This window comes from Malonomonas rubra, from assembly GCF_003247215.1.
Lineage (GTDB): Bacteria > Desulfobacterota > Desulfuromonadia > Desulfuromonadales > Geopsychrobacteraceae > Malonomonas > Malonomonas rubra_A.
The window spans coordinates 1-23,397 of record NZ_QKAP01000069.1; the positions used below are offsets into that span (position 1 = coordinate 1).

Here is a 23,397-nt window from a genome sequence, read left to right on the forward strand (position 1 = left end):
CAGCTCACTTCCTATCGCTTCCTTCAGACCCTGCCGTTGCCAGCAACGCCCTTGCGATTCGGATTGTCTTCCCCCTGATCGGGGCGACGCTTGCTTCTTTCAGCAAGCCGGGTTTGCCAGCTCCGCTGGGCAAACAACAAAAAGGCCAGAGCAATTGCCCCGGCCTTTTGAATTTATGCACCAACTACCTCAGCCAATATAGACGCTGTGGTTACGTGCCCGATTTGCCAGTATTGTTGGATCGACGACTTCACCACACGCGCAGCACTTCCATGCATCAAACGCACGAACAAAATCGTAATACTTTTCGGAGTACATTCTACCTTTACACTTTGGACATTTCATCTGCAACCTCCCGGCGCTCACGTTGATTCCTAGTAAATCCAATATGGACAAACAGCATAACGAACCATACATTTCAGTCTTTACACAAGTTGTGCCAACCCCCACAAGAGCCATTATAACAAACCAATAACGTAGGATTATCTTTTATTTTTCAGTACGTTAAGCACAAAGATACTTTTTCACTGCCCCAAAACAACACAAAAGCTGTGGGGAAAACTCTCACAACGAGTGAATTCAATAGAAATTTCGTCATTTTTTTGGCGAAACTGTTTTTAAAAACCGCCACAAATGCCATCTAAGAAATAATTAATCAGTCCTAATCGCCAGTTATGACTACATCTTTTAGTCTGCGCAAATCTAGAAAAAAACCATCTCAAAACATTTTTTGTAATATTTTCAACCACCTACAAAGAAACCGCAAACGAATCAGCTCATGGTGTTAATTAAGAAGGCATATTTCGTCATAAATATGACGCAGACAACTGGCATCGTTGAAATTTTGACAGCGTTTTTAACAAAAAAAAACCACCTTCCCAATTCAGAAAGGTGGTTCAAGAAGTAATTCCCCGTTAAATGAAGTTATATATTGTCTTTATATAACTTATAGGTAAGAGCATCGGCCAGCGCCTGATAAGAAGCTTCAATAATATTTCCGCTCACACCAACCGTACCCCAACGGCTGTCTTGATCGCCCGACTCTACCAAGACGCGGGTTACAGATTCGGTCCCCTTACCGGCAGGCAGTACTCGAACTTTGTAATCGTACAGTTTAACTTCACTCAATTGAGGATAAAAGCTGATCAAGGCTTTGCGAAGCGCCATGTCGAGAGCATTCACCGGTCCGTTGCCATCAGCAGCGGTATGTTCTATTTTGCCACCGACCTTAACCTTGACCGTCCCCTCGGAAACCGGAGATTTATCGCTGTCGCGCAGGGTATCAATAACCCTGAAAGCAGAAACGGTAAAATAATGCTTCAGCTTTCCCATCGCCTTGAGCATCAGTAATTCAAAAGAAGCCTCGGCCCCTTCGAACTGGAAACCCTGGTTCTCAAGCTCTTTGATATCCTCAAGAATCTCCAGGGTTACTGGGTCCTTGCTGTCCAGTTCGATTCCGCACTCTTCCGCCTTAGCAAGAATGTTAGAACGCCCAGACAGATCTGAGACGAGCACGCGGGTACGGTTGCCGACCAGTTCCGGGCGAATATGCTCATAAGTTTCCGGATGCCGCTGGATCGCCGACACATGTACCCCCCCCTTATGTGCGAACGCCGAGTTGCCAACATAAGCCTGGTGCTTATTCGGCACCAGATTCGCGAGTTCGTATAAGTAGCGGGAAGCACTGCGCAGGGTTTTTAACTTCTCATCGGTAATACACTCTTTTCCCAGCTTCAATTTGAGCGACGGGATGATCGAGCAGAGGTTGGCATTGCCGCAACGCTCGCCGAAACCGTTCATGGTTCCCTGTACGTGAACCGCACCACAACTGACAGCCATCAGCGAGTTCGCCACCGCACATTCGCTGTCGTTATGGGCATGGATACCAAGCGGCGTAGCCACCGCATTCTTCACCTCTTCCATAATCGCCGGAATTTCGTAGGGCATGGTGCCACCGTTGGTGTCACAGAGCACTATACAATCAACGTTTGCGGCGGCAGCAGCCTGTAAGGTCTTCAGGGCGTACTCAGGGTTCGCCTTGTAGCCATCAAAGAAATGTTCGGCATCGTAAATAACCTCTCCAATCCGCTCTTTCAGGTAGACCAGCGAATCGTTGATCAGCTCCAGATTTTCTTCCAGCGAAATACGCAATGCCTCGCGGACATGAAAATCCCAGGTTTTGCCGAAAATGGTGACGGTATCCGGTGCAGCTTCGATCAGCATCTGGATGTTGTTATCCTCGGCCGGTGTCACTTTGGCGCGACGGGTCGAGCCAAAGGCGGCTATCTTACTGTGGCTGAGGGTTTCTTTCTTGATCTCGTGAAAAAAGGTGATGTCTTTCGGATTCGAACCGGGCCAACCGCCCTCAATATAGTCAATTCCCAGCTCGTTCAGGCGACGGGCAATCTGCACCTTATCCTGAACCTGAAATGAAATATCTTCGGCCTGGGTGCCGTCACGCAGGGTGGTATCGTAAATCTGAATCCGACTCATTGCATAACATCCTTTCATTTATTGCCGTCTATTCATCCGTCTCCAGCTTGTTCAAGCCGAATGCTTCGTGCAGCACACGCACCGCAAGTTCTGTGTACTTTGCAGCGATGACACACGAGATCTTGATCTCACTGGTGGAAATCATTTCGATGTTGATCCCTTCTTTCGATAGGGTCTCAAACATCTTCTGCGCGATCCCTGCATGAGAACGCATCCCGACACCGATAACCGAAATCTTGGCGATATCTTCGGTATGCTTCATACCGCTGGCATTAATCTTCGGAGCCACCTCTTCAACAATCTTCAGCGCCTTTTTGCAATCGGTCTTTGGCACGGTGAAGGTCATGTCGGTTTTGCCTTCATGCGAGACGTTCTGAATGATCATGTCGACAGTGATGCCCGCTTCACCTAGTGGTGTGAAAATCTGCGCAGCTATACCGGGCTGGTCCGGCACACCGAAGATGCTGATTTTTGCTTCATCCTTATTGTAAGCAATCCCTGACACCAGTACGGTCTCCATCTCTTGATCCTCCTTCATGACCAACGTGCCTGGCTTGTCATCGAAGCTCGAACGCACGTGAATAACGACGTTGTACTTTTTGGCGAACTCAACGCTGCGAATCTGCAGCACCTTGGCCCCAAGCGAAGCCATTTCGAGCATTTCCTCGTAGGAAATCTTCTCTATCTTGGCAGCCTCCGGCACCATCCGCGGATCGGTCGTATAAACACCATCGACGTCGGTGTAAATCTCGCAGACATCAGCCTTCAGCGCAGCAGCAACTGCCACGGCCGATGTGTCTGAACCACCGCGTCCCAGCGTGGTAACATTGCCGTGTTCATCAATCCCCTGGAAACCAGCAACAATAATAATGGTACCGCTCTTCAGATCCTCACGGATTTTCTTGTCATCAATATTCTTGATCCGCGCCCGCGAATGGGCACTATCAGTCACGACCGGAATCTGCGAACCGAGATAACTTTTGGCATTGTAACCCATCGACTGGAGACACATAGACAGCAGGGCAATGGTGACCTGCTCACCGGTCGACACCAGTACATCGTATTCGCGCTCACTGGGAAACTCACACATATCATCGGCCAAAGCCACCAGGCGGTTTGTTTCACCGGCCATCGCGGAAACAATGACAACGACATCGTTACCGTCATCAAACGTCTTGGCGACCCTCTTGGCGACGTTGCGGATTTTCTCCACAGTTCCTACCGAGGTACCGCCATATTTTTGAACTACCAGGGCCATAACCGTCCTCTTCCTCCCTATCGGAAAAAAGCCGGTAACAAACAGGATGTTACCAGCCCAGCTAAAATCTCCCAAATCGCCGGAAAGTCCCTTTAATAGCAGGAATTCACCGACCGGTCAAAAGCTTTTTCACACACCGTAAACAGCAACAGAAATCAGCCTGTCACTTCCTTCTGCAACCTCCTCGACAAAGCTTCTGCGGCCTTGCCGCAAGGACTGAAAACTAACTCGCGACAATCTTCACCCAGATGCCGAATCCGCACCCACAGGCCAGGAGTTTCGTCATCATCGAGCCGGTCCGGCCACTCGACCAAGGCCACCCCTTTACCATAGGCAAAATCATCAAAACCGATTTCGATCAACTCGTCTGGATCCGAAAGCCGATAAAGATCGAAATGATAAAGATCGAGCCGGGCCGGATAATGATTCATCAGCGTAAAAGTCGGGCTAGTGATCGGTATCTCTTCCGGCACCCCCAGTCCCCGTGCAATGCCGCGCGCCAGCACCGATTTTCCAGCCCCGAGATCACCCTGCAATAGAATCAGGGCCGGCTGCTCAAGCAGCCGGCCCAGTTGAATCCCTAGTTCCAGGGTTTGCCCTTCCCCAGGGCTGTGATAAACCCACTGCGGCACCTACTCCTCCATTGCTTTGATCAGATCGAGCCGAGCAACGACGCCGACCATCTGCTCCTTCTCGACCACCGGCAGCAGATGCACCTTGTGTTTACTCATCAAACCTGCTATCTCTCGGATCGTTGTATCTGGAGAGCAGGTGACCAGCTTGCGATTGCACAGTTCACCAACCGTTGTCGCAGTCACCCGATCGACCTCCTCCTGGAAACGTTTCTGGCTGTCTAGATAAAAGACACCATCAAACAGCGCCATGACGGTCGGGATATGCAGTGGTTTTTGCTGTTCAACCAAGTCGGTCTCACTAATCATCCCAACCAGTTTGCCATCATTGTCCACAACTGGCATATTACTATGCCTTGTTTCGACGAATTTTTCTGCCAACTCTTTGAGACTAGTTTCTGCCTTTACCTTAACCACTTCCGTCGTCATAATCTCGCGGGCTGTCAGCATAAGCAAACTCCTTCACTCAGTTCCCGGCGGGCCACCGGAAGTTGACAAAGCAGATCGGAAGCGGCCATTCCCGCAACTCCCTGCCCGGCAGTCACCAATTCTGCCGCCCGGCCATGCAGCCAGGCAGCCAGAGAGGCTGCCTCAAACGGTTCCAGGCGTTGGGCGAGCAACGCCCCAATCAAGCCAGTGAGCACATCCCCACTGCCACCGGTAGCCAAACCGTCATTACCGCTGCCGTTAATTGCCACCCGGCCGTCGGGAGCGGCAATAACCGTTCGCGCCCCTTTGAGTAACAATACCACACCATGCTCGGCTGCAAACTCGACAGCAACCCGATAACGATCCGCTTCGATCTCTGCGACCGACAAACCACTCAAACGAGCCATTTCTCCCGGATGAGGGGTCAAGATAGGCGCCGGACCACTGCGATGGTGCAGCAACTCGAGCTGCCCAGCCAATAGGTTAAGGCCATCGGCATCAATGACCGTCGGCAGTTGCGAAGAAGCCAACAGCCAGATCAACAGCTCCGACAGTTCTTCGCTCTGCCCTAACCCTGGCCCGACTGCCAACGCATCTCTACTCTGCAGCAGTTCGGCGATCTGCGCCTGGGCCTGCGAGCTGACTCGGCCATCTTCAGCAGCCAGAGGGCAGGTCATTGCTTCGGTCAGCTTGATTTCCATGATATCGTGTACTGATTCAGGGACAGCGACCGTGACCAACCCGCAGCCGCCGCGCACCGCAGCATTTCCCGCTAGCGCCGCGGCTCCGGTCTTGCCGGTCGAGCCAGCCAGAACCAGTAGGTGGCCGAAACTGCCCTTATGCCCTTCTTGGGGCCGCTCTGGCAACCACTCGACGGCTACCGAAGCATCGACCAGGCAGACATCCGATTCAAGCTGCAGCCGACCGTTGGCCGGGATGCCGATGTCGACCACTTCGAGCAGGCCGGCACAGGCAGCTCCTGGATTGCTGCCATGACCAATTTTAGCATGATCGAAAGTCACCGTTAGGTCCGCCTGCACCGCCAAACCACAGATCTGCCCAGTGGAGCCGTCAACCCCGGAAGGGATATCGATAGCACACACCGCCGCCCCGGAACTGTTGATAATCTCAATCGCTTCGGCATAAAGGCCCCGAACCGTCGACTTCAATCCTGTTCCGAGCAGGGCGTCGATGATCACAACAGGCTCCGCAGCTGCGAATCCACTACGCAGTTCACATGCCTCGGTAACACATGAACAGGGCAGCTCTAATTTCTGCAGGATACCGCGCATCACAGCGGCATCGCCAACGATATCCTCGTCCCGGCCGAGAATCAGCGTCTGCACCTGCCATCCACGCTCGGTCAACAGGCGAGCCATCACATAGCCATCGCCGCCGTTGTTCCCCTTGCCGGCCAACACCAGCACCGGACCGGGATACAGCGTGGAAAACTCACGGCAAAAAGAATCCGTCGCCGCTCGCCCGGCATTCTCCATCAGCACTACACCGGGAATACCGATCTGGTTGATTGCCTCCCGATCGATCGCCTGCATCTCTTCTGCTCGAATCAGTCGCATCAGGACTCCAGCACTACAGTAGCAACGGCATAATCGCCATCATGCGAATAACTTAAATGGGTCGAGCAAACCCTCCGCTCAGCCAGCATCTCTGATGCCCGGCCACTCAGCCGCAAGGACGGGCAACCGAGTTCGTCCCGCACGACCACCATCTGCTGCCAGGACAGTCCATCACGCAAACCGGTTCCCAACGCTTTCAAAAAGGCCTCTTTTGCGGCAAAACGAGCCGCCAGATGCGGAGCAGGATCCTTTTTCTGCAACGCGTAGTTTCGCTCATCCTCACTAAAAACCCGCTCCAACAGCAGGCTCTCATCGACAACGAATTTCCGGAAACGCTCAATCCGCGCAAGATCGGTGCCAATGCCGACAATCGCCATCGCTCAATCGTTCAGCAAAGCTAGCATCTCGCGGACCGCCCGATCCATTCCAACCAGTGAGGCACGCGAGACGATACTGTGACCGATATTGAACTCTTCAATCCCTTTCAACGCTACCACTGGCCCGACATTCTGGTAGTTAAGACCGTGGCCGGCGTTGACCCCGAGGCCCAGCTTGCGGGCGGCGCTGATTGCCAATTCGATCCGCTGCAACTGCTCACGCCGGCTTTTTTCGCTGCGCATTTCGCAGTATGTTCCGGTATGAATTTCTATATAGTCGGCACCGACCTTGTGACTCGCCTTGATTTGCTCCAGATCCGGTTCGATGAACAAGCTGACGACGATTCCGGCCTGTTTCAACAAAATAATCTTCTGGGTCAGGGTTGTGCGCAGCATATTGACATCAAGACCACCTTCCGTGGTCAGCTCGTGACGGCCTTCCGGGACCAAAGTCACCGCATCGGGCAACACTTTCAAAGCGAAAGCGATCATCTCATCAGTCAGCGCCATTTCCAGATTAAGCCTGGTCTGCACCGTCTTGCGCAGAATTTCGACGTCACGGTCCTGAATATGGCGCCGGTCTTCACGCAAGTGCACAGTAATACCGTTGGCTCCCGCCAGTTCAGCCAGCAGTGCCGCAGCAACCGGATCGGGTTCGCTAACGCCACGCGCCTGACGGATCGTGGCAATATGATCAACATTTACACCAAGTTTCGCCAACCTCTTAACTCCTCAATCTTTCCAACTTAAGTAAACGTGAAATCAGGCTAAGCCCCGAGATGCTCGCGCACGGCACTGGCAACCCGATCTGCCTGTTCTCCAATTTTGTGCTGATCTTCACCTTCAATCATGACACGCAGCAGCGGCTCGGTCCCGGAATAGCGGATCAGCAACCGCCCCCTGTCATCCAATTCGGCTTCGACTTCGTCAATGACGGCCTTGATCGGCGCGATCTTTTTCAAATCTGCCTTTTTACTCACCCGCACATTGACCAGCACCTGCGGCAGCGAAGTCATTACCTTGGCCAGTTCGGAAAGCGGCTTACCACTGCGCTGGATGATCCTCAGCACCTGCAACGCCGAAAGGATGCCATCACCTGTGGTGATGTGATCGAGAAAGATCATATGTCCCGATTGCTCGCCACCAAGGTTGTATCCCTCCTTGCGCATCTCTTCGACCACATAGCGGTCACCGACCGCAGTTCGGACCACCTTGCCACCAGCTTTCTGCAAGGCTATTTCCAGCCCCATGTTACTCATCACCGTGGCAACGACCGTGTTCTTGTTCAGCTGACCGCTCCTGAGCATATCGATACCACAGATCGCCATGATATGATCACCGTCGACCTCGATCCCTTTCTCGTCGACAAAAATGACACGGTCGGCGTCACCATCAAGGGCAATCCCCAGATCAGCACGATACTCGCGCACCTTCTCGGCCATCACTTCCGGATGGAGCGAACCACAGCCCTCGTTGATATTGACCCCGTTCGGCTTAACCCCGAGTGGGATCACTTCGGCTCCCAGTTCCGCAAGCACCGCCGGAGCGACCTTGTATCCGGCACCATGGGCGCAATCAAGCACAATCCGCAAACCCTGCAGGTCGAGATCGCGCGGAAAGGTGTTTTTCAAATAGACGATATAGCGACCGATGGCATCGTCGATCCGATAGGCCTTGCCGACCTCGTCGGCAACGGGCCGCAGATCATCGAGGCGGTTGTTCAGGATCAGGTCTTCGATCTCCAGCTCCAACTCATCCGGAAGTTTGAAACCGTCGGGAGAAAAGAATTTGATCCCGTTATCCTGATACGGATTGTGCGAGGCACTAATCACCACCCCGGCATCAGCGCGCATCGACGATGTAATAAAAGCGATCCCCGGCGTCGGCAATGGACCGACGAGTAGGACATCGACGCCCATGGAGCAGATACCGGCTACCAAGGCATTTTCAATCATGTAGCCCGACAGGCGCGTATCCTTGCCAATCACCACCCGGTGACGACGATCTTTATCTTTCTTAAATACGTAAGCGGCCGCCCGCCCGAGCTGCATCGCCATCTCGGTGGTCATCGGCTCTATATTGGCAACTCCGCGCACCCCATCAGTGCCGAACAGTTTCTTTTCCATCAGGATTTATCCCCTTTTTCCACAACATCTGTATTTTTCTGTTTCATTCCCCCACCGCTCGGGTCAACAACCGGTTCTACCGCCAGAACTTCCACCTGAACCTCGGTGGTTTTCTCATCCTTGAAATCGGTATAGGTACCCAAATGAACCAGGGACACAATCAATGAAAACCCTTCGTTGACCCCATGCAGGTCGATCGGCTCCGTGGTAACTTCGTTGACACTCTTCAGTTCGGACTCGGCCCCAGTGATCAGCACCCGGTCAGGCACTGCCTTGACCCGCCCGACCTGGTATCCTTCCAACGGCTCGCCACGCAGAGCAACCTTGATCGGCACCAACTTTTCTTTGATCCGCTCCAGTTTCAGATCGATGAAAGAGGGGGACAGCCGTGTCACCCGCAACCCGTTCGGTAGGTTGAGCCTCTCCTCCAATCTTTTGAAGGTGGTCAGTCCAGGTTGCAGGTCGGCCAGGTCGACTGCAATACTGATATCGCCTTCACTGACCTTCATCAGCAAGGTCCGTGGCCCGCTGACCCGTACATCGACCATGCTCGGTACCTCATTGGCAATCATTAGTCCCGCCGGAATGTTCCGCAATTCCAACGGCACTCTGTAACCAACTTCTTGCCGGCGCTCACCCATGATGAAAATCCACAGGATCAGAGCAAAAGCCAATGAGAGCAGCTTCAATGTCCAGTTTTCGGTCAATAGCTTGAACATCTCCGCCTACCCCTTTTTCTTGCTACTTTTTGGTTTCGGTTTTGCCTTACGCGGTTCCAACAGGCGCCCCAATACTTTTTTCAGGCTGGTAGCGTCCAGGTTCCTAGTGATGCCACCATTAACAGCAACCGAAATCTTGCCTGTTTCCTCGGAAACGATTATGGCAATCGCGTCGGCCAGTTCTGTCAGGCCGATCGCCGCACGATGCCGCGTTCCCAAGGCTTTACTAATGTCGCTACTTTGGCTCAGCGGCAAAAAGCAGCCAGCCATACTCAACTGCCCCTGCTGGATCACCAAAGCGCCATCATGAATGGGTGAATTCGGCATAAAAACAGCGCGGATCAATTCGCTGGTCACCCGGGCATTAATCTGGACACCCGATTCAAGGATATCGTTGATCCCGGTTTCCCGTTCCACTGCGATCAAGGCCCCGATCTTGCGGTTGCCGAGTGCCACGCTTGCCTTTACCAGTTCATCGATCACCTCGCTCTCCTCACGGTAAGTCATCCCGCCAAAAAACGGGTTCCGCCCGACATGCATCAAGGCTCGCCGGATATCGTTCTGGAAAATGACAACAATGACCAGAATGATCGAAGAGAGGAAATTGCTCAGAAACCAGTTGAGCGTGTGCAGGTCGCCAACCCGCGAAGCGAGATAAACAACCAGGATGACCGCCAGGCCGAGCAGCATCTGTACCGCCCGAGTGCCTTTGATCAGCAGAATGATCCGGTAGATGATAAACGCAACAATGCTAATATCGAGGAGATCGAGAAGTCGGATATTAGAGAAAACATCGAGCATTGCAAAACCTACCAACCGGAGCAAAGGATTCCGAAAGCAGTAAAAAGCTTAACAATAAAACCTGCAGTTCAACAGGAAAAACAGAGACTTCAGGGAAGTTTTTTTTCGCGGACTGCCCAAGCGACCATGGCCGCCTCAACAGCGGCCTTCACATCGTGCACACGGAACAACTGCACCCCTTGCTCAACACCGAGAGCAACCGTCGCCAGGGTCCCAGCGAGGCGCTCTGTTGGGATATCTTGCCGCAACACCTGCCCGATGAAACTTTTCCGTGAAGTGCCTAGCAGGATCGGACACCCGAAACGATGCAGATCACTGATATGATGTAGCAGTTCCAGATTTCCTACAGCGCTCTTGCCGAAACCGATTCCCGGGTCGACTGCCAGATATTCGGTTGAAATCCCTGCCGCCACTGCCGTTTCGATACTCAGCTGTAGACTAGCACAGACTTCGTCGCGCAAGCTCTGATATTTAGTGTCTCGCTGCATCACCTCGGGGCACCCACGGGTATGCATCAGAAACAGTCCGGCCGAGGTCGTTACCGCGACCTCGGCCATCTGTGCATCGAAAGTCAGCCCACTAATATCGTTGATGAAATTCGCCCCGGCCGCCATGGCCGCCCGGGCGACAGCCGCTTTGTTGGTATCGATCGAAATCGGCAGGTCAGTTTCTTGCCGCAACGCTTCAATTACCGGGATGACCCGATCCAGCTCTTCCTGCTCGGGGACAGCTTTTGAACCGGGTCTGGTACTCTCGCCACCAATATCGAGTAGCCCCGCCCCTTCCTGAGCCATCCGCAAACCTTGCTGCAACGCCAGCTCTGGATCGGCGAAACGTCCACCATCGGAAAAAGAATCAGGGGTAACATTGAGCACCCCCATAATACAGGGGCGGCTCAAATCGAGCAGGCAACCCCGCCCGCGCATTTGTAGCGCCGGCTGCTGAATCACGCTTCCGGCACCTCCCCATTTGGCGCAGTTTCAACTTCTGCCACGACAGGTGCCTCTGCGACCGGTTCGGAATCAAACTTAAAAGGTTCTTCAGACGCCTTCGGCTTCAAGTATTCGGGTGCACCATCCGGGAAAACAATCGAAAGCACTTCTGCGCTATCTAAGGTTTCCTTCTCCAGCAGAGCCTCGGAAAGATCGATCAGCTTCTGCTGATTGGCTTTCAACTCCTGGCGAGTGATTTCGTAGTTCTCACTGACAATCCGCCGGATCTCGTTATCCAGCTCAACCGCAGTTGCCTCGCTGTAGTTCTTGACGTGACCCATATCCTTCCCAAGGAAGACCTCCCCTTCCTTCTCGCCGAAGGTTAGCGGTCCGATCTTCTCGCTCATCCCCCACTCACAGACCATTTTGCGGGCAATCGCTGTGACACGTTCGAGGTCGTTGCTGGCGCCGCTGGTCACCGAATCGAAGGTCAACTCCTCGGCCACCCGGCCTCCAAGCAGCGCCCTGATACGTATATTGAGGCCCTTGGCGGTCTCGTTGTATTTCTCTTCCGCCGGCAGATACATGGTCACCCCCATCGCCCGGCCACGCGGAATAATCGATACCTTGTGTACCGGGTCGGAACCTGGGGTCAGAAGGGCGATTAAGGCGTGACCAGCTTCGTGATAGGCAGTTACCTTCTTTTCTTCCGGAGTGATTACCATCGAACGACGCTCGGCACCCATCAGAACCTTGTCCTTGGCTGCATCCAGGTCATCCTTGTCGACCTTGGTCTTGTTGGCGCGCGCTGCCAGCAGGGCACCTTCGTTAATCAGGTTGGCCAGATCGGCACCAGAGAAACCGGGGGTCCCTTTAGCAACCACTTCCAAGTCTACCGAGTCGTCCATAGGCACCTTACGGGAATGCACCTGCAGGATTTTCAGTCGTCCTTTAACATCGGGACGCGGCACCACCACCTGGCGGTCGAAGCGGCCTGGGCGCAACAGGGCTGGATCGAGTACGTCTGGACGGTTGGTCGCCGCTACCAGAATAACCCCTTCGTTCGACTCGAAGCCGTCCATCTCTACCAGCAGCTGATTGAGGGTCTGCTCACGCTCGTCGTGACCGCCACCGAGGCCGGCGCCACGGTGGCGACCGACGGCATCGATCTCATCGATAAAAATGATGCAGGGGGCATTCTTTTTCCCCTGCAGAAACAGATCACGTACCCTGCTGGCACCAACACCAACGAACATCTCGACAAAGTCGGAACCAGAAATAGTGAAAAACGGCACACCAGCTTCGCCGGCCACCGAACGGGCCAGCAAGGTCTTACCAGTACCGGGCGAACCGACAAGCAGTACACCTTTCGGAATCTTGCCGCCAAGTTTGGTAAACTTCTTCGGATCCTTCAGGAACTCGACCACTTCTTCTAGCTCCTGCTTGGCCTCGTCAACCCCGGCGACATCCTTAAAGGTAACCTGGCCTTGGGTGTCCGTGAGCAGTTTCGCCTTACTCTTGCCGAAACTCATCGCCTTGCCACCACCAGCCTGCATCTGCCGCATGAAAAAGATCCAGACTGCAATCAACAACAGGATCGGCCCCCAGGAAACAAGCAGGGTAAACCAAAAACCCTGATCATCGACCGGCTTGGCCTCGATGACGACCCCTTTGTTCTTGAGCTCCGGGATCAATTCCATATCAGGCGGAGCGTTGGTCTGGAATTTAGTCCCATCTTCGTAGGCGCCGTTGATCTGGGTGCCCTGAATAGTGATATTGGTTACCCGCCCTGCTTCGACAGCAGTCAGGAACTCAGTGTAATTGATCTGTTTCTGCTCACTCTCGCGCTGGGTCATCATATTGAACAGCATGATCATCAACAGCGAAATGACCAGCCACAGAGCAAGATTCTTCTGGAATTGGCTCACATTACCCCCTAGGAGTTTTCAGAGATTTATATGGACGGTTTATTATCATGAAAAAAAAGGTGAAACTAGCAGAAAAAACTACCATAAAGAGGAAACCCTAACAAGTGCTTTGTCCGCTTTTTAAGCCTCTTCCAGCAGCTCTACTCGCAGAATTTCCTTTGTTCTCTCATTGACCGTTGCGTGACGCGAGCGACGCATTCCAGCAAGCCACAAAATTTGCTTTCCCGAAATCAGAAGCGGTACCCGGAGTCGATCTTCCAATTCCACCTTCGCATCACCGAAAAAAAGTTTCAGTTTTTTACTCCCCTGCAACCCAAGCGGCTCGAACCGGTCTCCCGGTTGCCAACTGCGCACCCTCAGCTGCGCACCGATTTCAGCCAGCGAAAACTCGACAGCCAAAGCAAATTCGCCAGCTGGTTCATCTGTCAAGTGCACACGAAGGACCCTCCCACAGGGCAATCGCAGTTCCCCCGGAACAGGCAACTCCATATCATAGCTCGATACCGACTCCGGCGCACATTTTCGCAGCCAAAGGGTTTCGTAGCGCCGTGCCACCCAGCAGCCGGGCAGATCGAGCTGGGCCTGGCTTCGCTTCCCCGTCACCAATTCCACAATCGCATTCAGATGTATCGCCTCTAGCCGCTGCAGATCTCCACGCAGCTGCCGTAGGGCCTCACGCAGTACCCGTACCCGCAACGCCTCATGCAACCCCAACAACTCCTGCCGTTTAAGCCGCAAGCCATCCTGAGCCGACTCAATCAGGCTGGGGAAAACCGCTTCGACCTGCTGGCACCAATAGTCTTCATCAACCTGCAATTGTCGGCAGAGTTCGCTGACTCGTCCAGAAAATTGCGGATTGATCTCGCCCAACTGGGGCACCAGATTATGGCGAACGCGGTTGCGCAAAAACTGCGGATCGACATTACTGGCATCTTCAACCCAGCTCAGATTCCTCGTTTTAGCATAAGTCTGAATCTGCTCCCGACTGCAATCGAGTAACGGCCGCCACCAGCGCCCGTGCAATGTTCGCATCGCTGCCAAGCCAGTCGCGCCACTTCCCCGCAGCAAGCGCAACAGAAATGTTTCGACCTGATCATCCCGGTGATGGGCCAATGCAATCATCCGTGCATCTACTTGATCAGCAGTTCGCAATAAAAAGTCACGCCGCGCCTGGCGGCCGGCCATCTCCAGACTGATGCCTGCACCCCTTTTCAGCGCGGGGACATCGACAACTCCAACAACGCAGGGAAGCTGTAAACTGTCGCTGAGCTGGCGAACGAAGTCGGCATCATAATGACTATTTGAACGGATTTGATGGTCAAGATGGGCGACCTGCACCTGCAGACCGAACCGAGCAGCGCTGTCGGCCAGCAGGTGCAGCAGAACAACTGAATCGACACCGCCGGAAACGGCAACCAGTACGCGATTACCAGACGTAAGCCCTGCTGCGTTAATCTTTTTCTCAATCCCTGGCAACATAGTTCCAGAGATTAGCGAGCAACGAAAAAGTGCGCAACGAAAAAGAAAGGCCTTCACCTGATAAGTTCCCTTACCAGGTAAGGGCCATGTTCTCTCCGCCCCCCTCCTGAGCCCCCCCCCCAGACCACTTAGACAAAATGCACTCCACCAATATGGAAACGCATAGTACAAGTGCGATCTGGCTTTTTTCTGACACGCGGGAGTCTTTCAAGCACTACTTTTCCTAAACAAACGATACGCCAACTGCCTACAGCCCCCAAGACAGAAAAAGGGACAAGCCCCTTATGGAACCTGTCCCTCTTCAATAATGGTGGCGGTGCAGAGATTCGAACTCCGGACACTGCGGATATGAGCCGCATGCTCTAACCAACTGAGCTACACCGCCAAGCTATGTAAACTTCCGAGGAAGTCATTGCTTGGTTGCGGGAGAGGGATTTGAACCCCCGACCTTCGGGTTATGAGCCCGACGAGCTACCAGACTGCTCCATCCCGCGACACGAGGCAGGAAAATAGTATTCTGCCAACAAAATGTCAAGCAAAAAAACAGCCCCGCCGATGAGTAGATCGACAGGGCTGAAGCAACTTGTAACAAACTAGTCTCTTCGCCTATTGATGTGCAACAAAACCTTTAATTTTCTCTTTTTTCTCAAGAAGTTGCTGAACTGATTTGGCTGCAGCAGCATCTACATAAGGACCAATCTTGACCCGATACCAAAGCCCTTTGGCTCCCAAATCGGCCTCTAAAACGAATGCCGGATATTGCTTCGCCAACAATTTCTTTTTGAAGGCTCCTGCATCTCCGGCAGAGGCAAAGGACCCGACCTGAACAGCGTAATTCCCATCAGGATCAGCGATCGGCAACAACTCCATTCTCTCTGCCGCATCCTTGCCTGAAACTGTTTGTTCAGCCTTGGCTACCAGAGTAGAGACTGGTGCAGCGTCCTTTTTCACAATCGGCTGATCCGGCAGGAGAATCGGCGGCTGGGCTGCCGTTATTGGTTCCTCTTTCGCTTTGGGGGGCAGGTTGATCCCACTACCGAGCGGGACAGTCTCTTCTTTGGCCAGATCGTCGTAGAAGGTCAGTTTCGGTTCTTCCGCCTTCAGTTTGGCCTTTTCTGCTGCAGCCGTAGCCTCCGTTTCCTGATGTTCTTCCGCTGACTGAGAAGCAGCAGCCTCCTTCGGCGCCTTGGCGACCAGAATCCGCTCCGCCGCCGCCTGTTTCTGCACCATTTCTCGCTCGGCCCCCTGACGGCCGACTACCGCCCCGAGGAAAAAGCTTGCCAGCGATACTGCCAGTACCAAAACCAGCAGAATCAGCGTTTGCTTCTTTTCCATTCTTCTCTGGGTACGGCTTTTCGTCACTGTATTCATGCTCCTCCCCTTTACATCTGCTCCGGTGTCGACACACCGAGCAAGCGCAAGGCATTCGCCAGTACGATCCGAACGCAGTTGATCAGATAGAGTCGTGCTTGGGTCGTCGCCGGATCATCGACTAAAACCTTCTGCCGATTGTAGTAACTGTGAAACTGGGCCGCCAGATCCTGCAGGTAGAAAACCACCCGGTGAGGTTCGTAATGCAACGCGGCGCCTTCAACCATCTCCTGGAAGCGGGCTAACTGCTTGGCCAAAGCCAGTTCCTCTTCAAGTTCCAGTCTGGTTAAATCGACCTCGCCCTGCTGCGGCTGGGCGATTCCCGCATCGGCGGCATTCCTGTTGATGCTGCAGACCCTGGCATGAGCGTACTGCACATAGTAGACCGGGTTGTCAGTGCTCTGCTGTTTTGCCAGCTCCAGGTCGAAATCGAGCTGACTGTCGCAGCGCCGAATCAGGAAGAAGAACCGGCACGCATCTGAGCCGACCTCGTCAATGACTTCACGTAGGGTGATGAAATTGCCGGAGCGCTTGCCCATGGTGAATGGCTGACCATCACGCAGGAGGTTGACCATCTGTATTAGCAATACCTCCAGATCTTCCGGCGGGTGTCCAAGACCGGCCAGCATTGCCTTCATGCGCGGGATATAGCCGTGATGATCGGCACCCCAAACGTCGATGACCCGATCGAACCCGCGCTCGAACTTCTCCATATGATAGGCAACATCAGAGGCGAAATAGGTGTAACTGCCATCCGACTTGATTAGCACTCGGTCCTTGTCATCACCATATTCAGTGGTGCGCAGCCAAAGGGCGTTGTCTTGCTCGAAAGAGAGGCCCTTCTCCTTGAGCTTGGCCAGCTCGTTGGCGACCATGTTTCGGTCGTAAAGGCTCTTCTCGCTGTACCAGTTGTCGAACTGGATACGGAACGCTTTGAGGTCTTCCGAAATCCAGTCGAGCACCTTCTCCACCCCAAACCTGGCGCAGATCTCGATCGCAACGGCATCATCAAGCCCTTTTAAATCGCCCTTTTCACTCTGAAGCTTTGCGGCCAGTTCTTTCACATACTCGGCCTGATAACCGTCCTCGGGAAAGTCGATCGTTTCACCCAGCAGTTCGCGCAGACGCATCAGGATAGACAGACCGAGGGTCTTGACCTGATTGCCGGCATCGTTAACGTAATACTCGCGCTGGACATCGAAACCGGCTGCCTGCAGTACAGCGGCAACCGCATCACCAACTACTGCACCGCGACCGTGTCCGATGTGCAAGGGGCCGGTTGGGTTGGCACTGACGAATTCGACCTGAATTTTGGTCCCCCTGCCGATCTGACTGCGACCGTATTGGTCACCCTCGCTCATCACCTGATCGAGCACCCCGTACCAGCAGTTCGCCGCCAAACGGAAGTTGATAAAGCCTGGTCCGGCGATCTCGATCTTATCGAAAAGCTGATTATCAGCCAACTCCGCCACCAGCGCTTCCGCAATTTCCCGCGGCGCTTTACGCTCAGCCTTGGCCATAGTCATCGCCAGATTGCTGGCAAAATCGCCGTGATCGGCATTTTTCGGCACTTCCAGCTGAATTTCCCCCGGCAGTTCACCGGAGCTGAGGGTACCCTTATCGTAACACTGCTGCAACGCAGTTTTGATTGCCTGTCGTAATACTTCTTTCATTGTATCTAGTTACCTTAATTTTTTTCTTTGGAGGGAAGGTGGTAGATCAACTCCCCTTCGCGAACCATACCCAGTTTTTTGCGAGCCAAAAGCTCCCAGTAATCCTTGTCATTTTTCAAACGGTCGATCTCGTCCCGTAATAGCTGCTGCTCCTGTTTCAGGGCGACCAGCTCTACTTCCAGCTGTTGTTTCTGTCGCTCAGCTTTCATAATCCGGATCACCCCCCGCTCACCGAAAACCGCGTAACCGAGCATCACGATAATGATCAGCAGCAACCAGATGGAAATCAGATTTTTTTGACCGGCCGTTGCCGGTTCACGGGCGGGAGACAACCAAACCTCCGAGACCTACACAATTGAAAAAAAGTGGCGGGAATTCCCTCCTGCCCGTTATCGAACGGCGCGACATCATCAGCAAGCTTCGCATGCCGACGAAGGCACGTCAACTCAGATCAACCATCACCGATCGAGCAGGCTAGCTCCGAAGCCACCGACCGGTCCGATCCCCTTCATGACGAAACTCAACATGATCGAGCGATCGGTGTCGTTTTCGCGGAAGGTCAGCAGGGCACTCCAACACTGCTGCCGGTACTCGACATCAACGACATCCTCCAACTTTTTACTTTCGGCCAAATCGTAGCGGTTTTCATAACCAACGTAAAATGGTTTAAGCAAAGAGGTTTCCACTTCGACCGATCCATACTCCTGCTCTAAATCCCGATCACTACGATAATTGACACTGAGACGGTTGTCGCGCTGGTCGTGAACATCCGCTTCAGCGGAAATTTTGCTCCATTCCCCCTGATCTATGTCAAAAGTGGAATCGATCTCAACCCGGGTCCATTTTGTCGGCAGCAGGGTCAATTCATTCCGAATCGCAGAAAAAGGCTCATCCTTCATCTCTTCTCGCAGATCATAACTTTGCGACAAGCGCCAATAAACCAGTTCACGATAGGTCGGCAGCCCTTCATCCGGATCGAAGCGGGCGGTAAAACGCTGCACCAGGGCATACTCGACTCGGTTCGCTTCATCGATCCGGTCGCTGCTATCAAACATGGGCAGATGACGCTGATCGAGTTCCGGAGTATAGAGATAAATCACTTCGGGTTCAATGCTATGTCGCAGCTTGTGGATCGGGCCGATCGGCTGCTCGTAAACCCGCTGCAGCGTATTGTTCAATTTAGTCGAAAACTCAACTATCCCTTCTTGTTCGCCATCTGAGCCGTCGCTCATTCCCCAGTAATAACGATCACGATAGGCCACTTCGGGAGTCACATCAATGACGTCAAACAACTGCAGGCTCGCCGACAAACTCGGGCGCAAAATCAATCGTTCACCACGAAGCCCCTCTTCGCGCCAGAAATTCGAGTACTCGGTTTCCAGTTCGTAATAAAAGAACGACTCACCGATCCGCTGGCGCGTCGCATCAAAGGTAATCCGGGGCAGGATCTGCAAGGTCCCGGAACTATCTTTCTCCAGATCCTTGGTGTATTTCATCTGGCCAACCAGATTGTACTTGCCCCAGTTCTTGCTCAGGGTTAGGATCGATTGAACCTTGTCCTTATTGTATTCATCGGCCGTTTCGCCAAAGTCCTCGAAATATTCATCATCGTCAACAAACATGGCGTCGACGACCATCCGTACACCACCCGGCAGCTTGCCGTCATGTTGCCACTCGAGCGCATAGCGTTCTTCATCGACCGGTTCACCATCAACCTGATCGACATCAATATGATAAACTTGGGCTTCCCCCTCAGTTTCGTTGCCGAAGACATAGCGGTACTCTAGCCCTTTCCCGATCCCCATCTCAGAGAGGTAATCAAAGAACAGGGTTGCATCCTGATTGACGCCAAGCACCTGATAATAGGCCCCGTTGTACTGATAGCCACGCTTGTTGGAATAGCCGACCCGCGGAGTCAACAGCCCCGACTCGCGCTCGGTTTTGACCGGATAAACGATATAAGGAACATAAAAAGAAGGGATATTTTTCAGGTAGAAAACAGCATTCTTGGCCCGGGCGTAGCCTGCCAGGGTGACATCAACCTGATCAGCGCCAAACTTCCAGGAGGGCACTTCGCCATCACAGGTGGTAAAGGTGCCCTCTTTGATCCGGTACTCGAACGCACCTCGGCGCTCAATCTGTTCCCCCTGCACATGCAGGTTCTTCTCGCGCAGAAACACCCGGCCATCCTCTATGATACCAGTCCCCTGGTTCAGGTTGTAGTTTACTTTGCTCCCCGATATCTTTTCGTCAGGGGAAGACATCTGAACATCTCCTGACGCCTCGACCTCGCCGGTAATCTGGTCCCACCAGAGGACCTTACTATGTACTTCCATTTCGCCTTGGGTCAACTGGACATTTCCTATCGCATGATAGCGACCGGTCTCCTTGTTGTAGGTCAACTCATCCGCCTCCAGATTGACCGGAACCTCTCCCTCGCCGACCTGATCCCAGTCGGCTGCTACGGCAGCCACCGGCCAGCAAAGCAGAATAATGGCAAGGAAACGCAAAAACATCAAATCAAGTCCAAAACAAATCAGCCTGAGATCGACAACAGTTCGGTAGTCGGCAACAATTTTTCTCGAATTGCGGCAACAAGAAACAGCGAACCCGCCACCAGCAGAACTTCTCCTAATCGACGATTCTGCAGGGCAGCAATCAAGGCGGCCTCGGGCTCAGTGTATTTGGTGGCCAGAATACCCGATTTCCCCGCTAACTGCACCAGTTTTTCCGGATCGATCGATGCGTCAACCGGTGGTCGGGTTGCGTACAGGCGGCCCACAAATGGAAGTAACGGACGCAACAACTCATCCGCCTGTTTATCGGCCTTCATGCCGATAAGCAGATGCAGACCGCAGAGCTGTCGCTCTTGCAGATAGGCGGCCAGGACTTGCGCGCCGGCTGCGTTGTGCGCACCGTCGAGCAGAATGCGGTCAGGTAGCCATTCCAACCGCCCCGGCCAACGTGTCCGTTCCACACCATGACGGATCGACTGCGCAGAAATCGCGACACCGGTTTTTTTCAGCCAGGCGGCTGCCGCCATCGCCAGAGCCAGGTTCTGCTGCTGATGTCGCCCGACCAACAAAGGCTGCAGCTGCTCGAAACCGCAATCAAAACCAGAAAAGCGGAACCCGGCATGATCAGCTCCCCAATCGTAATCACTGCCGGCCACCAGCAACGGCGCTCGCAACGCGCCAGCGCGCTCCCGCAGAACCTCCTGCACCTCGCCGAGCTGCCTGCTGATGATAACCGGAATGCCCGGCTTGAAAATCCCGGCCTTCTCTGCCGCGACTTCACTCAACGTCTCACCCAGATATGCATTATGGTCGTGGGCGATCGGAGTAATCAGACAGAGTTCTGGTTCAACGGCATTGGTGGCATCGAGTCGGCCGCCGAGACCAGTTTCCAGAATCACCCACTCGCAGCCACACCGCTGAAAGTGCAGCAACGCCATGGCTGTGGTGAACTCAAAGAAGGTGGTGCGTAATTCTTCTGCATACGGACGCAGCTCATTGGTCAGCCTGACCACTTCGGTCTCGGCAATCTGCTCGGTATCGACCCGCACCCGCTCGGTGAACGAATGCAGATGGGGAGAGGTGTAGAGCCCCGCCTTGATGCCAGCCTGCTTGAAAATATTCGCCAGTGCCGCCGCCGTCGAACCTTTGCCGTTGGTACCAGCGATATGAATAATCCGCAGCTTCCGCTGCGGATTATCGAGTCGCTCAAGGAGCCGGCGAATATTCTCCAGCCCCAGCTTGATGCCAAACAGCTGCAGCGAGTAGAGGTAATCCAGACTCGCCCGGTAGCTATCGCTCATCTATTTTTGCGAGAAAATACGCAGCACCTGGGACAACCGCTGCTTCATCTCTTTGCGTTGCACGATCATATCAACCATGCCGTGCTCAAGCAGGTACTCGGAACGCTGGAATCCCTCCGGCAAGGTCTGGCGAATGGTCTGCTCGATAACCCGCGGCCCGGCAAAGCCGATCAGCGCCCGCGGCTCGGCAATATTCAGATCACCCAGCATGGCAAAGCTTGCCGTAACTCCGCCAGTGGTCGGGTCGGTCAGCACTGAAATGAATGGGATACCGGCCGCTTTAAGCTTGGCCAATGCCGCGCTGGTTTTGGCCATCTGCATCAGCGACATGATACTCTCCTGCATCCGCGCACCACCGGAGGAGGAAAAAACCAGCACCGGGGCCTTGGTCTCCAGCCCCTTTTCGATGGCACGGGTGATTTTCTCACCAACCACCGAGCCCATACTGCCACCCATGAACCCGAAATCGAACACGGCCATGACAACCGGCAGTCCGTCAAGTTCGCCGGAACCGCAAACGACAGCGTCACCATCACCGGATTTTTTGACCGCTGCCTTGATCCGCTCCTTGTACTTCTTCGAATCCTTGAAATCGAGAAAGTCGACGGAGTTCATCTTGGCGTCCATCTCAACGAAGGTTCCCTCGTCGATCACCAAATCGATTCGCTCGCGGGCGTTGATACGGAAATGGTAGTCGCACTTGGGGCAGACGTTCAGATTCCGCTCGATCTCCTTAGCATAGATGATCTCCTGGCAGTTTTTACATTTGGTCCAGACGCCTTCCGGCATCTCGTTCTTCTTTTCTACCGATGCGGTTAAAGACTTTTTCGATCGAAACCAGCCCATGAAATGTATCCTTTTAATTTTCAGTCTTCGGTCTCACTGCCATAACCGGTCAGCGAACCTCCGAGCAGGCATGCCCTAGGCGAGCAGCCCCTGTTTCAGTTCCGCAATAAACTTACCGACCCGCGGCAACAGCTCATCGCTCCCTGCATTTTCTGCGATAATTTTAACCAAAGCACTGCCGACCACAACCCCGTCGGCAAACTCCCCCACCGCTTTGGCATCTTCCGGAGTGGTAATCCCAAAACCGACCCCGACCGGAACCTCGGTCATCGACTGCAGGTTTTCCACTGCCGCCTTGATGTCTGCCGGTGAAACCTTCTGGGTGCCAGTAACACCGGTCATCGACACATAATAAAGATAACCCTCGGCCGCCGCTGCCAGCTTACTCATCCGCTCAGACGGAGTGGTCGGTGCCAGCAGCGTGATAAGCGCGATCTTCGCTGCCTTCATAATTGCGCTGATTTCTCCCACCTCTTCCGGAGGCAGATCGACCAGCAACAGTCCGTCTACCCCGGCAGCTGCGGCATCCTTGGCAAACTGCTCGGCACCGTAACGAAAAACCGGGTTGTAATAGCCCATCAATACCAACGGAATCTGGCAATCGCTACGCACCTCGGCAACCAACTGCAGTACCTTTCTAACCGTCGTCCCTGCCCTCAAGGCCCGCTCTGAAGCAGCTTGAATGGTCGGCCCATCGGCCATCGGATCCGAGAAAGGCACCCCCAGCTCAATTAAGTCGGCGCCGTTTTCCGCCAAGGTGCGAATCAACTTGGAAGTCGTGGCGAGATCCGGGTCACCGGCGGTCAGAAACGGAATCAAGGCGGTTTCCTGTTTCCGGCGCAAATCGGCAAATGTTTTATCGATGCGTGACATGGCTATTATTCCAGAAGATGCCCAATTGGCTTGACCATTTAACCGACCAGTCAAAAGGGGCAGTTT

General features: G+C 53.7%; 20 protein-coding genes, 2 tRNA genes and 1 pseudogene. 1 reads left to right on the top strand and 22 read right to left on the bottom strand.

Translation table 11 applies throughout. The features are described 5' to 3' along the window. Positions 1-371: pseudogene (locus tag Q7J88_RS06610) on the top strand (hypothetical protein); the annotation flags it as partial. Between the two features lie 553 nt (positions 372-924). On the opposite strand, the gene cimA reads toward Q7J88_RS06610, so the two are convergent. The 22 genes from cimA to trpA all read right to left on the bottom strand — a co-directional run bounded on the left by cimA (position 925) and on the right by trpA (position 23,331). Beyond that, positions 925-2,493, bottom strand: a complete 1,569-nt coding sequence (gene cimA, locus Q7J88_RS06615) for a citramalate synthase (protein WP_303721373.1) — start codon at positions 2,491-2,493, stop codon at positions 925-927. Positions 2,494-2,521: 28 nt separating this feature from the next. Beyond that, entirely contained in the window at positions 2,522-3,751 is a 1,230-nt protein-coding gene (locus Q7J88_RS06620) for an aspartate kinase (protein WP_303721374.1), read from the bottom strand. 155 nt (positions 3,752-3,906) lie between these two features. Next, positions 3,907-4,383 (bottom strand): tRNA (adenosine(37)-N6)-threonylcarbamoyltransferase complex ATPase subunit type 1 TsaE, encoded by a 477-nt coding sequence (gene tsaE, locus Q7J88_RS06625; RefSeq protein WP_303721375.1) that lies wholly within the window; start codon positions 4,381-4,383, stop codon positions 3,907-3,909. After that, positions 4,384-4,833, bottom strand: coding sequence for a CBS domain-containing protein (locus Q7J88_RS06630; protein ID WP_303721376.1), 450 nt, complete (start codon positions 4,831-4,833; stop codon positions 4,384-4,386). Next, positions 4,827-6,389: an NAD(P)H-hydrate dehydratase gene (locus tag Q7J88_RS06635; RefSeq protein WP_303721377.1), complete on the bottom strand. Its 1,563-nt coding sequence runs from the start codon at positions 6,387-6,389 to the stop codon at positions 4,827-4,829. The genes Q7J88_RS06630 and Q7J88_RS06635 overlap by 7 nt, the downstream gene beginning before the upstream one ends. After that, positions 6,389-6,766: a holo-ACP synthase gene (locus Q7J88_RS06640; protein WP_303721378.1), complete on the bottom strand. Its 378-nt coding sequence runs from the start codon at positions 6,764-6,766 to the stop codon at positions 6,389-6,391. The genes Q7J88_RS06635 and Q7J88_RS06640 overlap by 1 nt, the downstream gene beginning before the upstream one ends. 3 nt (positions 6,767-6,769) lie before the next feature. Continuing rightward, positions 6,770-7,486 carry a pyridoxine 5'-phosphate synthase gene (locus tag Q7J88_RS06645; RefSeq protein ID WP_303721379.1) on the bottom strand — a complete coding sequence of 239 codons (717 nt, stop codon included), beginning with the start codon at positions 7,484-7,486 and terminating at the stop codon, positions 6,770-6,772. Positions 7,487-7,533: 47 nt separating this feature from the next. Next, positions 7,534-8,892, bottom strand: a complete 1,359-nt coding sequence (gene glmM / locus Q7J88_RS06650) for a phosphoglucosamine mutase (RefSeq protein WP_303721380.1) — start codon at positions 8,890-8,892, stop codon at positions 7,534-7,536. Next, positions 8,892-9,611: a YbbR-like domain-containing protein gene (locus tag Q7J88_RS06655; protein ID WP_303721381.1), complete on the bottom strand. Its 720-nt coding sequence runs from the start codon at positions 9,609-9,611 to the stop codon at positions 8,892-8,894. The genes glmM and Q7J88_RS06655 overlap by 1 nt, the downstream gene beginning before the upstream one ends. 6 nt (positions 9,612-9,617) lie before the next feature. After that, positions 9,618-10,412, bottom strand: a complete 795-nt coding sequence (cdaA, locus tag Q7J88_RS06660) for a diadenylate cyclase CdaA (protein ID WP_303721382.1) — start codon at positions 10,410-10,412, stop codon at positions 9,618-9,620. 89 nt (positions 10,413-10,501) lie between these two features. Further along, positions 10,502-11,362, bottom strand: coding sequence for a dihydropteroate synthase (gene folP, locus Q7J88_RS06665; protein WP_303721383.1), 861 nt, complete (start codon positions 11,360-11,362; stop codon positions 10,502-10,504). Further along, positions 11,359-13,272, bottom strand: a complete 1,914-nt coding sequence (gene ftsH, locus Q7J88_RS06670) for an ATP-dependent zinc metalloprotease FtsH (protein WP_303721384.1) — start codon at positions 13,270-13,272, stop codon at positions 11,359-11,361. Before ftsH ends, folP begins: the two co-directional genes overlap by 4 nt. Positions 13,273-13,392: 120 nt before the next feature. Continuing rightward, positions 13,393-14,751 (bottom strand): tRNA lysidine(34) synthetase TilS, encoded by a 1,359-nt coding sequence (tilS, locus tag Q7J88_RS06675; RefSeq protein WP_303721385.1) that lies wholly within the window; start codon positions 14,749-14,751, stop codon positions 13,393-13,395. A 308-nt stretch (positions 14,752-15,059) separates the two neighbouring features. Then, a tRNA-Met gene (locus Q7J88_RS06680) sits at positions 15,060-15,136 on the bottom strand. Between the two features lie 32 nt (positions 15,137-15,168). Then, positions 15,169-15,245: transfer RNA gene (locus Q7J88_RS06685), tRNA-Met, on the bottom strand. 112 nt (positions 15,246-15,357) lie between these two features. After that, complete coding sequence (locus tag Q7J88_RS06690) at positions 15,358-16,122, bottom strand: SPOR domain-containing protein (protein ID WP_303721386.1); 765 nt, start codon at positions 16,120-16,122, stop codon at positions 15,358-15,360. An 11-nt stretch (positions 16,123-16,133) separates the two neighbouring features. After that, complete coding sequence (argS, locus tag Q7J88_RS06695; RefSeq protein WP_303721387.1) at positions 16,134-17,795, bottom strand: arginine--tRNA ligase; 1,662 nt, start codon at positions 17,793-17,795, stop codon at positions 16,134-16,136. A gap of 14 nt (positions 17,796-17,809) precedes the next feature. After that, a complete protein-coding gene (locus Q7J88_RS06700; protein WP_303721388.1) occupies positions 17,810-18,127 on the bottom strand; it encodes a septum formation initiator family protein in 318 nt (105 codons plus the stop codon). 126 nt (positions 18,128-18,253) lie between these two features. Beyond that, a complete protein-coding gene (locus Q7J88_RS06705) occupies positions 18,254-20,311 on the bottom strand; it encodes an LPS-assembly protein LptD (RefSeq protein WP_303721390.1) in 2,058 nt (685 codons plus the stop codon). Positions 20,312-20,331: 20 nt separating this feature from the next. Continuing rightward, positions 20,332-21,612 carry a folylpolyglutamate synthase/dihydrofolate synthase family protein gene (locus Q7J88_RS06710; protein ID WP_303721391.1) on the bottom strand — a complete coding sequence of 427 codons (1,281 nt, stop codon included), beginning with the start codon at positions 21,610-21,612 and terminating at the stop codon, positions 20,332-20,334. Further along, on the bottom strand, positions 21,613-22,458 hold the full coding sequence (accD, locus tag Q7J88_RS06715) for an acetyl-CoA carboxylase, carboxyltransferase subunit beta (protein ID WP_303721392.1): 846 nt from the start codon (positions 22,456-22,458) through the stop codon (positions 21,613-21,615). A 75-nt stretch (positions 22,459-22,533) separates the two neighbouring features. Next, positions 22,534-23,331, bottom strand: coding sequence for a tryptophan synthase subunit alpha (gene trpA, locus Q7J88_RS06720; RefSeq protein WP_303721393.1), 798 nt, complete (start codon positions 23,329-23,331; stop codon positions 22,534-22,536). Positions 23,332-23,397 lie beyond the last annotated feature (66 nt).

Excerpts from the sequence above, each read along its gene's own strand:
- Q7J88_RS06635 (WP_303721377.1), bottom strand. The coding sequence starts at position 6,389 with ATGCGACTGATTCGAGCAGAAGAGATGCAGGCGATCGATCGGGAGGCA.
- glmM (WP_303721380.1), bottom strand. The coding sequence starts at position 8,892 with ATGGAAAAGAAACTGTTCGGCACTGATGGGGTGCGCGGAGTTGCCAAT.
- Q7J88_RS06640 (WP_303721378.1), bottom strand. The coding sequence starts at position 6,766 with ATGGCGATTGTCGGCATTGGCACCGATCTTGCGCGGATTGAGCGTTTC.
- Q7J88_RS06620 (WP_303721374.1), bottom strand. The coding sequence starts at position 3,751 with ATGGCCCTGGTAGTTCAAAAATATGGCGGTACCTCGGTAGGAACTGTG.
- tilS (WP_303721385.1), bottom strand. The coding sequence starts at position 14,751 with ATGTTGCCAGGGATTGAGAAAAAGATTAACGCAGCAGGGCTTACGTCT.
- argS (WP_303721387.1), bottom strand. The coding sequence starts at position 17,795 with ATGAAAGAAGTATTACGACAGGCAATCAAAACTGCGTTGCAGCAGTGT.
- cimA (WP_303721373.1), bottom strand. The coding sequence starts at position 2,493 with ATGAGTCGGATTCAGATTTACGATACCACCCTGCGTGACGGCACCCAG.
- trpA (WP_303721393.1), bottom strand. The coding sequence starts at position 23,331 with ATGTCACGCATCGATAAAACATTTGCCGATTTGCGCCGGAAACAGGAA.
- Q7J88_RS06710 (WP_303721391.1), bottom strand. The coding sequence starts at position 21,612 with ATGAGCGATAGCTACCGGGCGAGTCTGGATTACCTCTACTCGCTGCAG.
- Q7J88_RS06690 (WP_303721386.1), bottom strand. The coding sequence starts at position 16,122 with ATGAATACAGTGACGAAAAGCCGTACCCAGAGAAGAATGGAAAAGAAG.
- cdaA (WP_303721382.1), bottom strand. The coding sequence starts at position 10,412 with ATGCTCGATGTTTTCTCTAATATCCGACTTCTCGATCTCCTCGATATT.
- Q7J88_RS06705 (WP_303721390.1), bottom strand. The coding sequence starts at position 20,311 with ATGTTTTTGCGTTTCCTTGCCATTATTCTGCTTTGCTGGCCGGTGGCT.
- Q7J88_RS06630 (WP_303721376.1), bottom strand. The coding sequence starts at position 4,833 with ATGCTGACAGCCCGCGAGATTATGACGACGGAAGTGGTTAAGGTAAAG.
- accD (WP_303721392.1), bottom strand. The coding sequence starts at position 22,458 with ATGGGCTGGTTTCGATCGAAAAAGTCTTTAACCGCATCGGTAGAAAAG.
- Q7J88_RS06655 (WP_303721381.1), bottom strand. The coding sequence starts at position 9,611 with ATGTTCAAGCTATTGACCGAAAACTGGACATTGAAGCTGCTCTCATTG.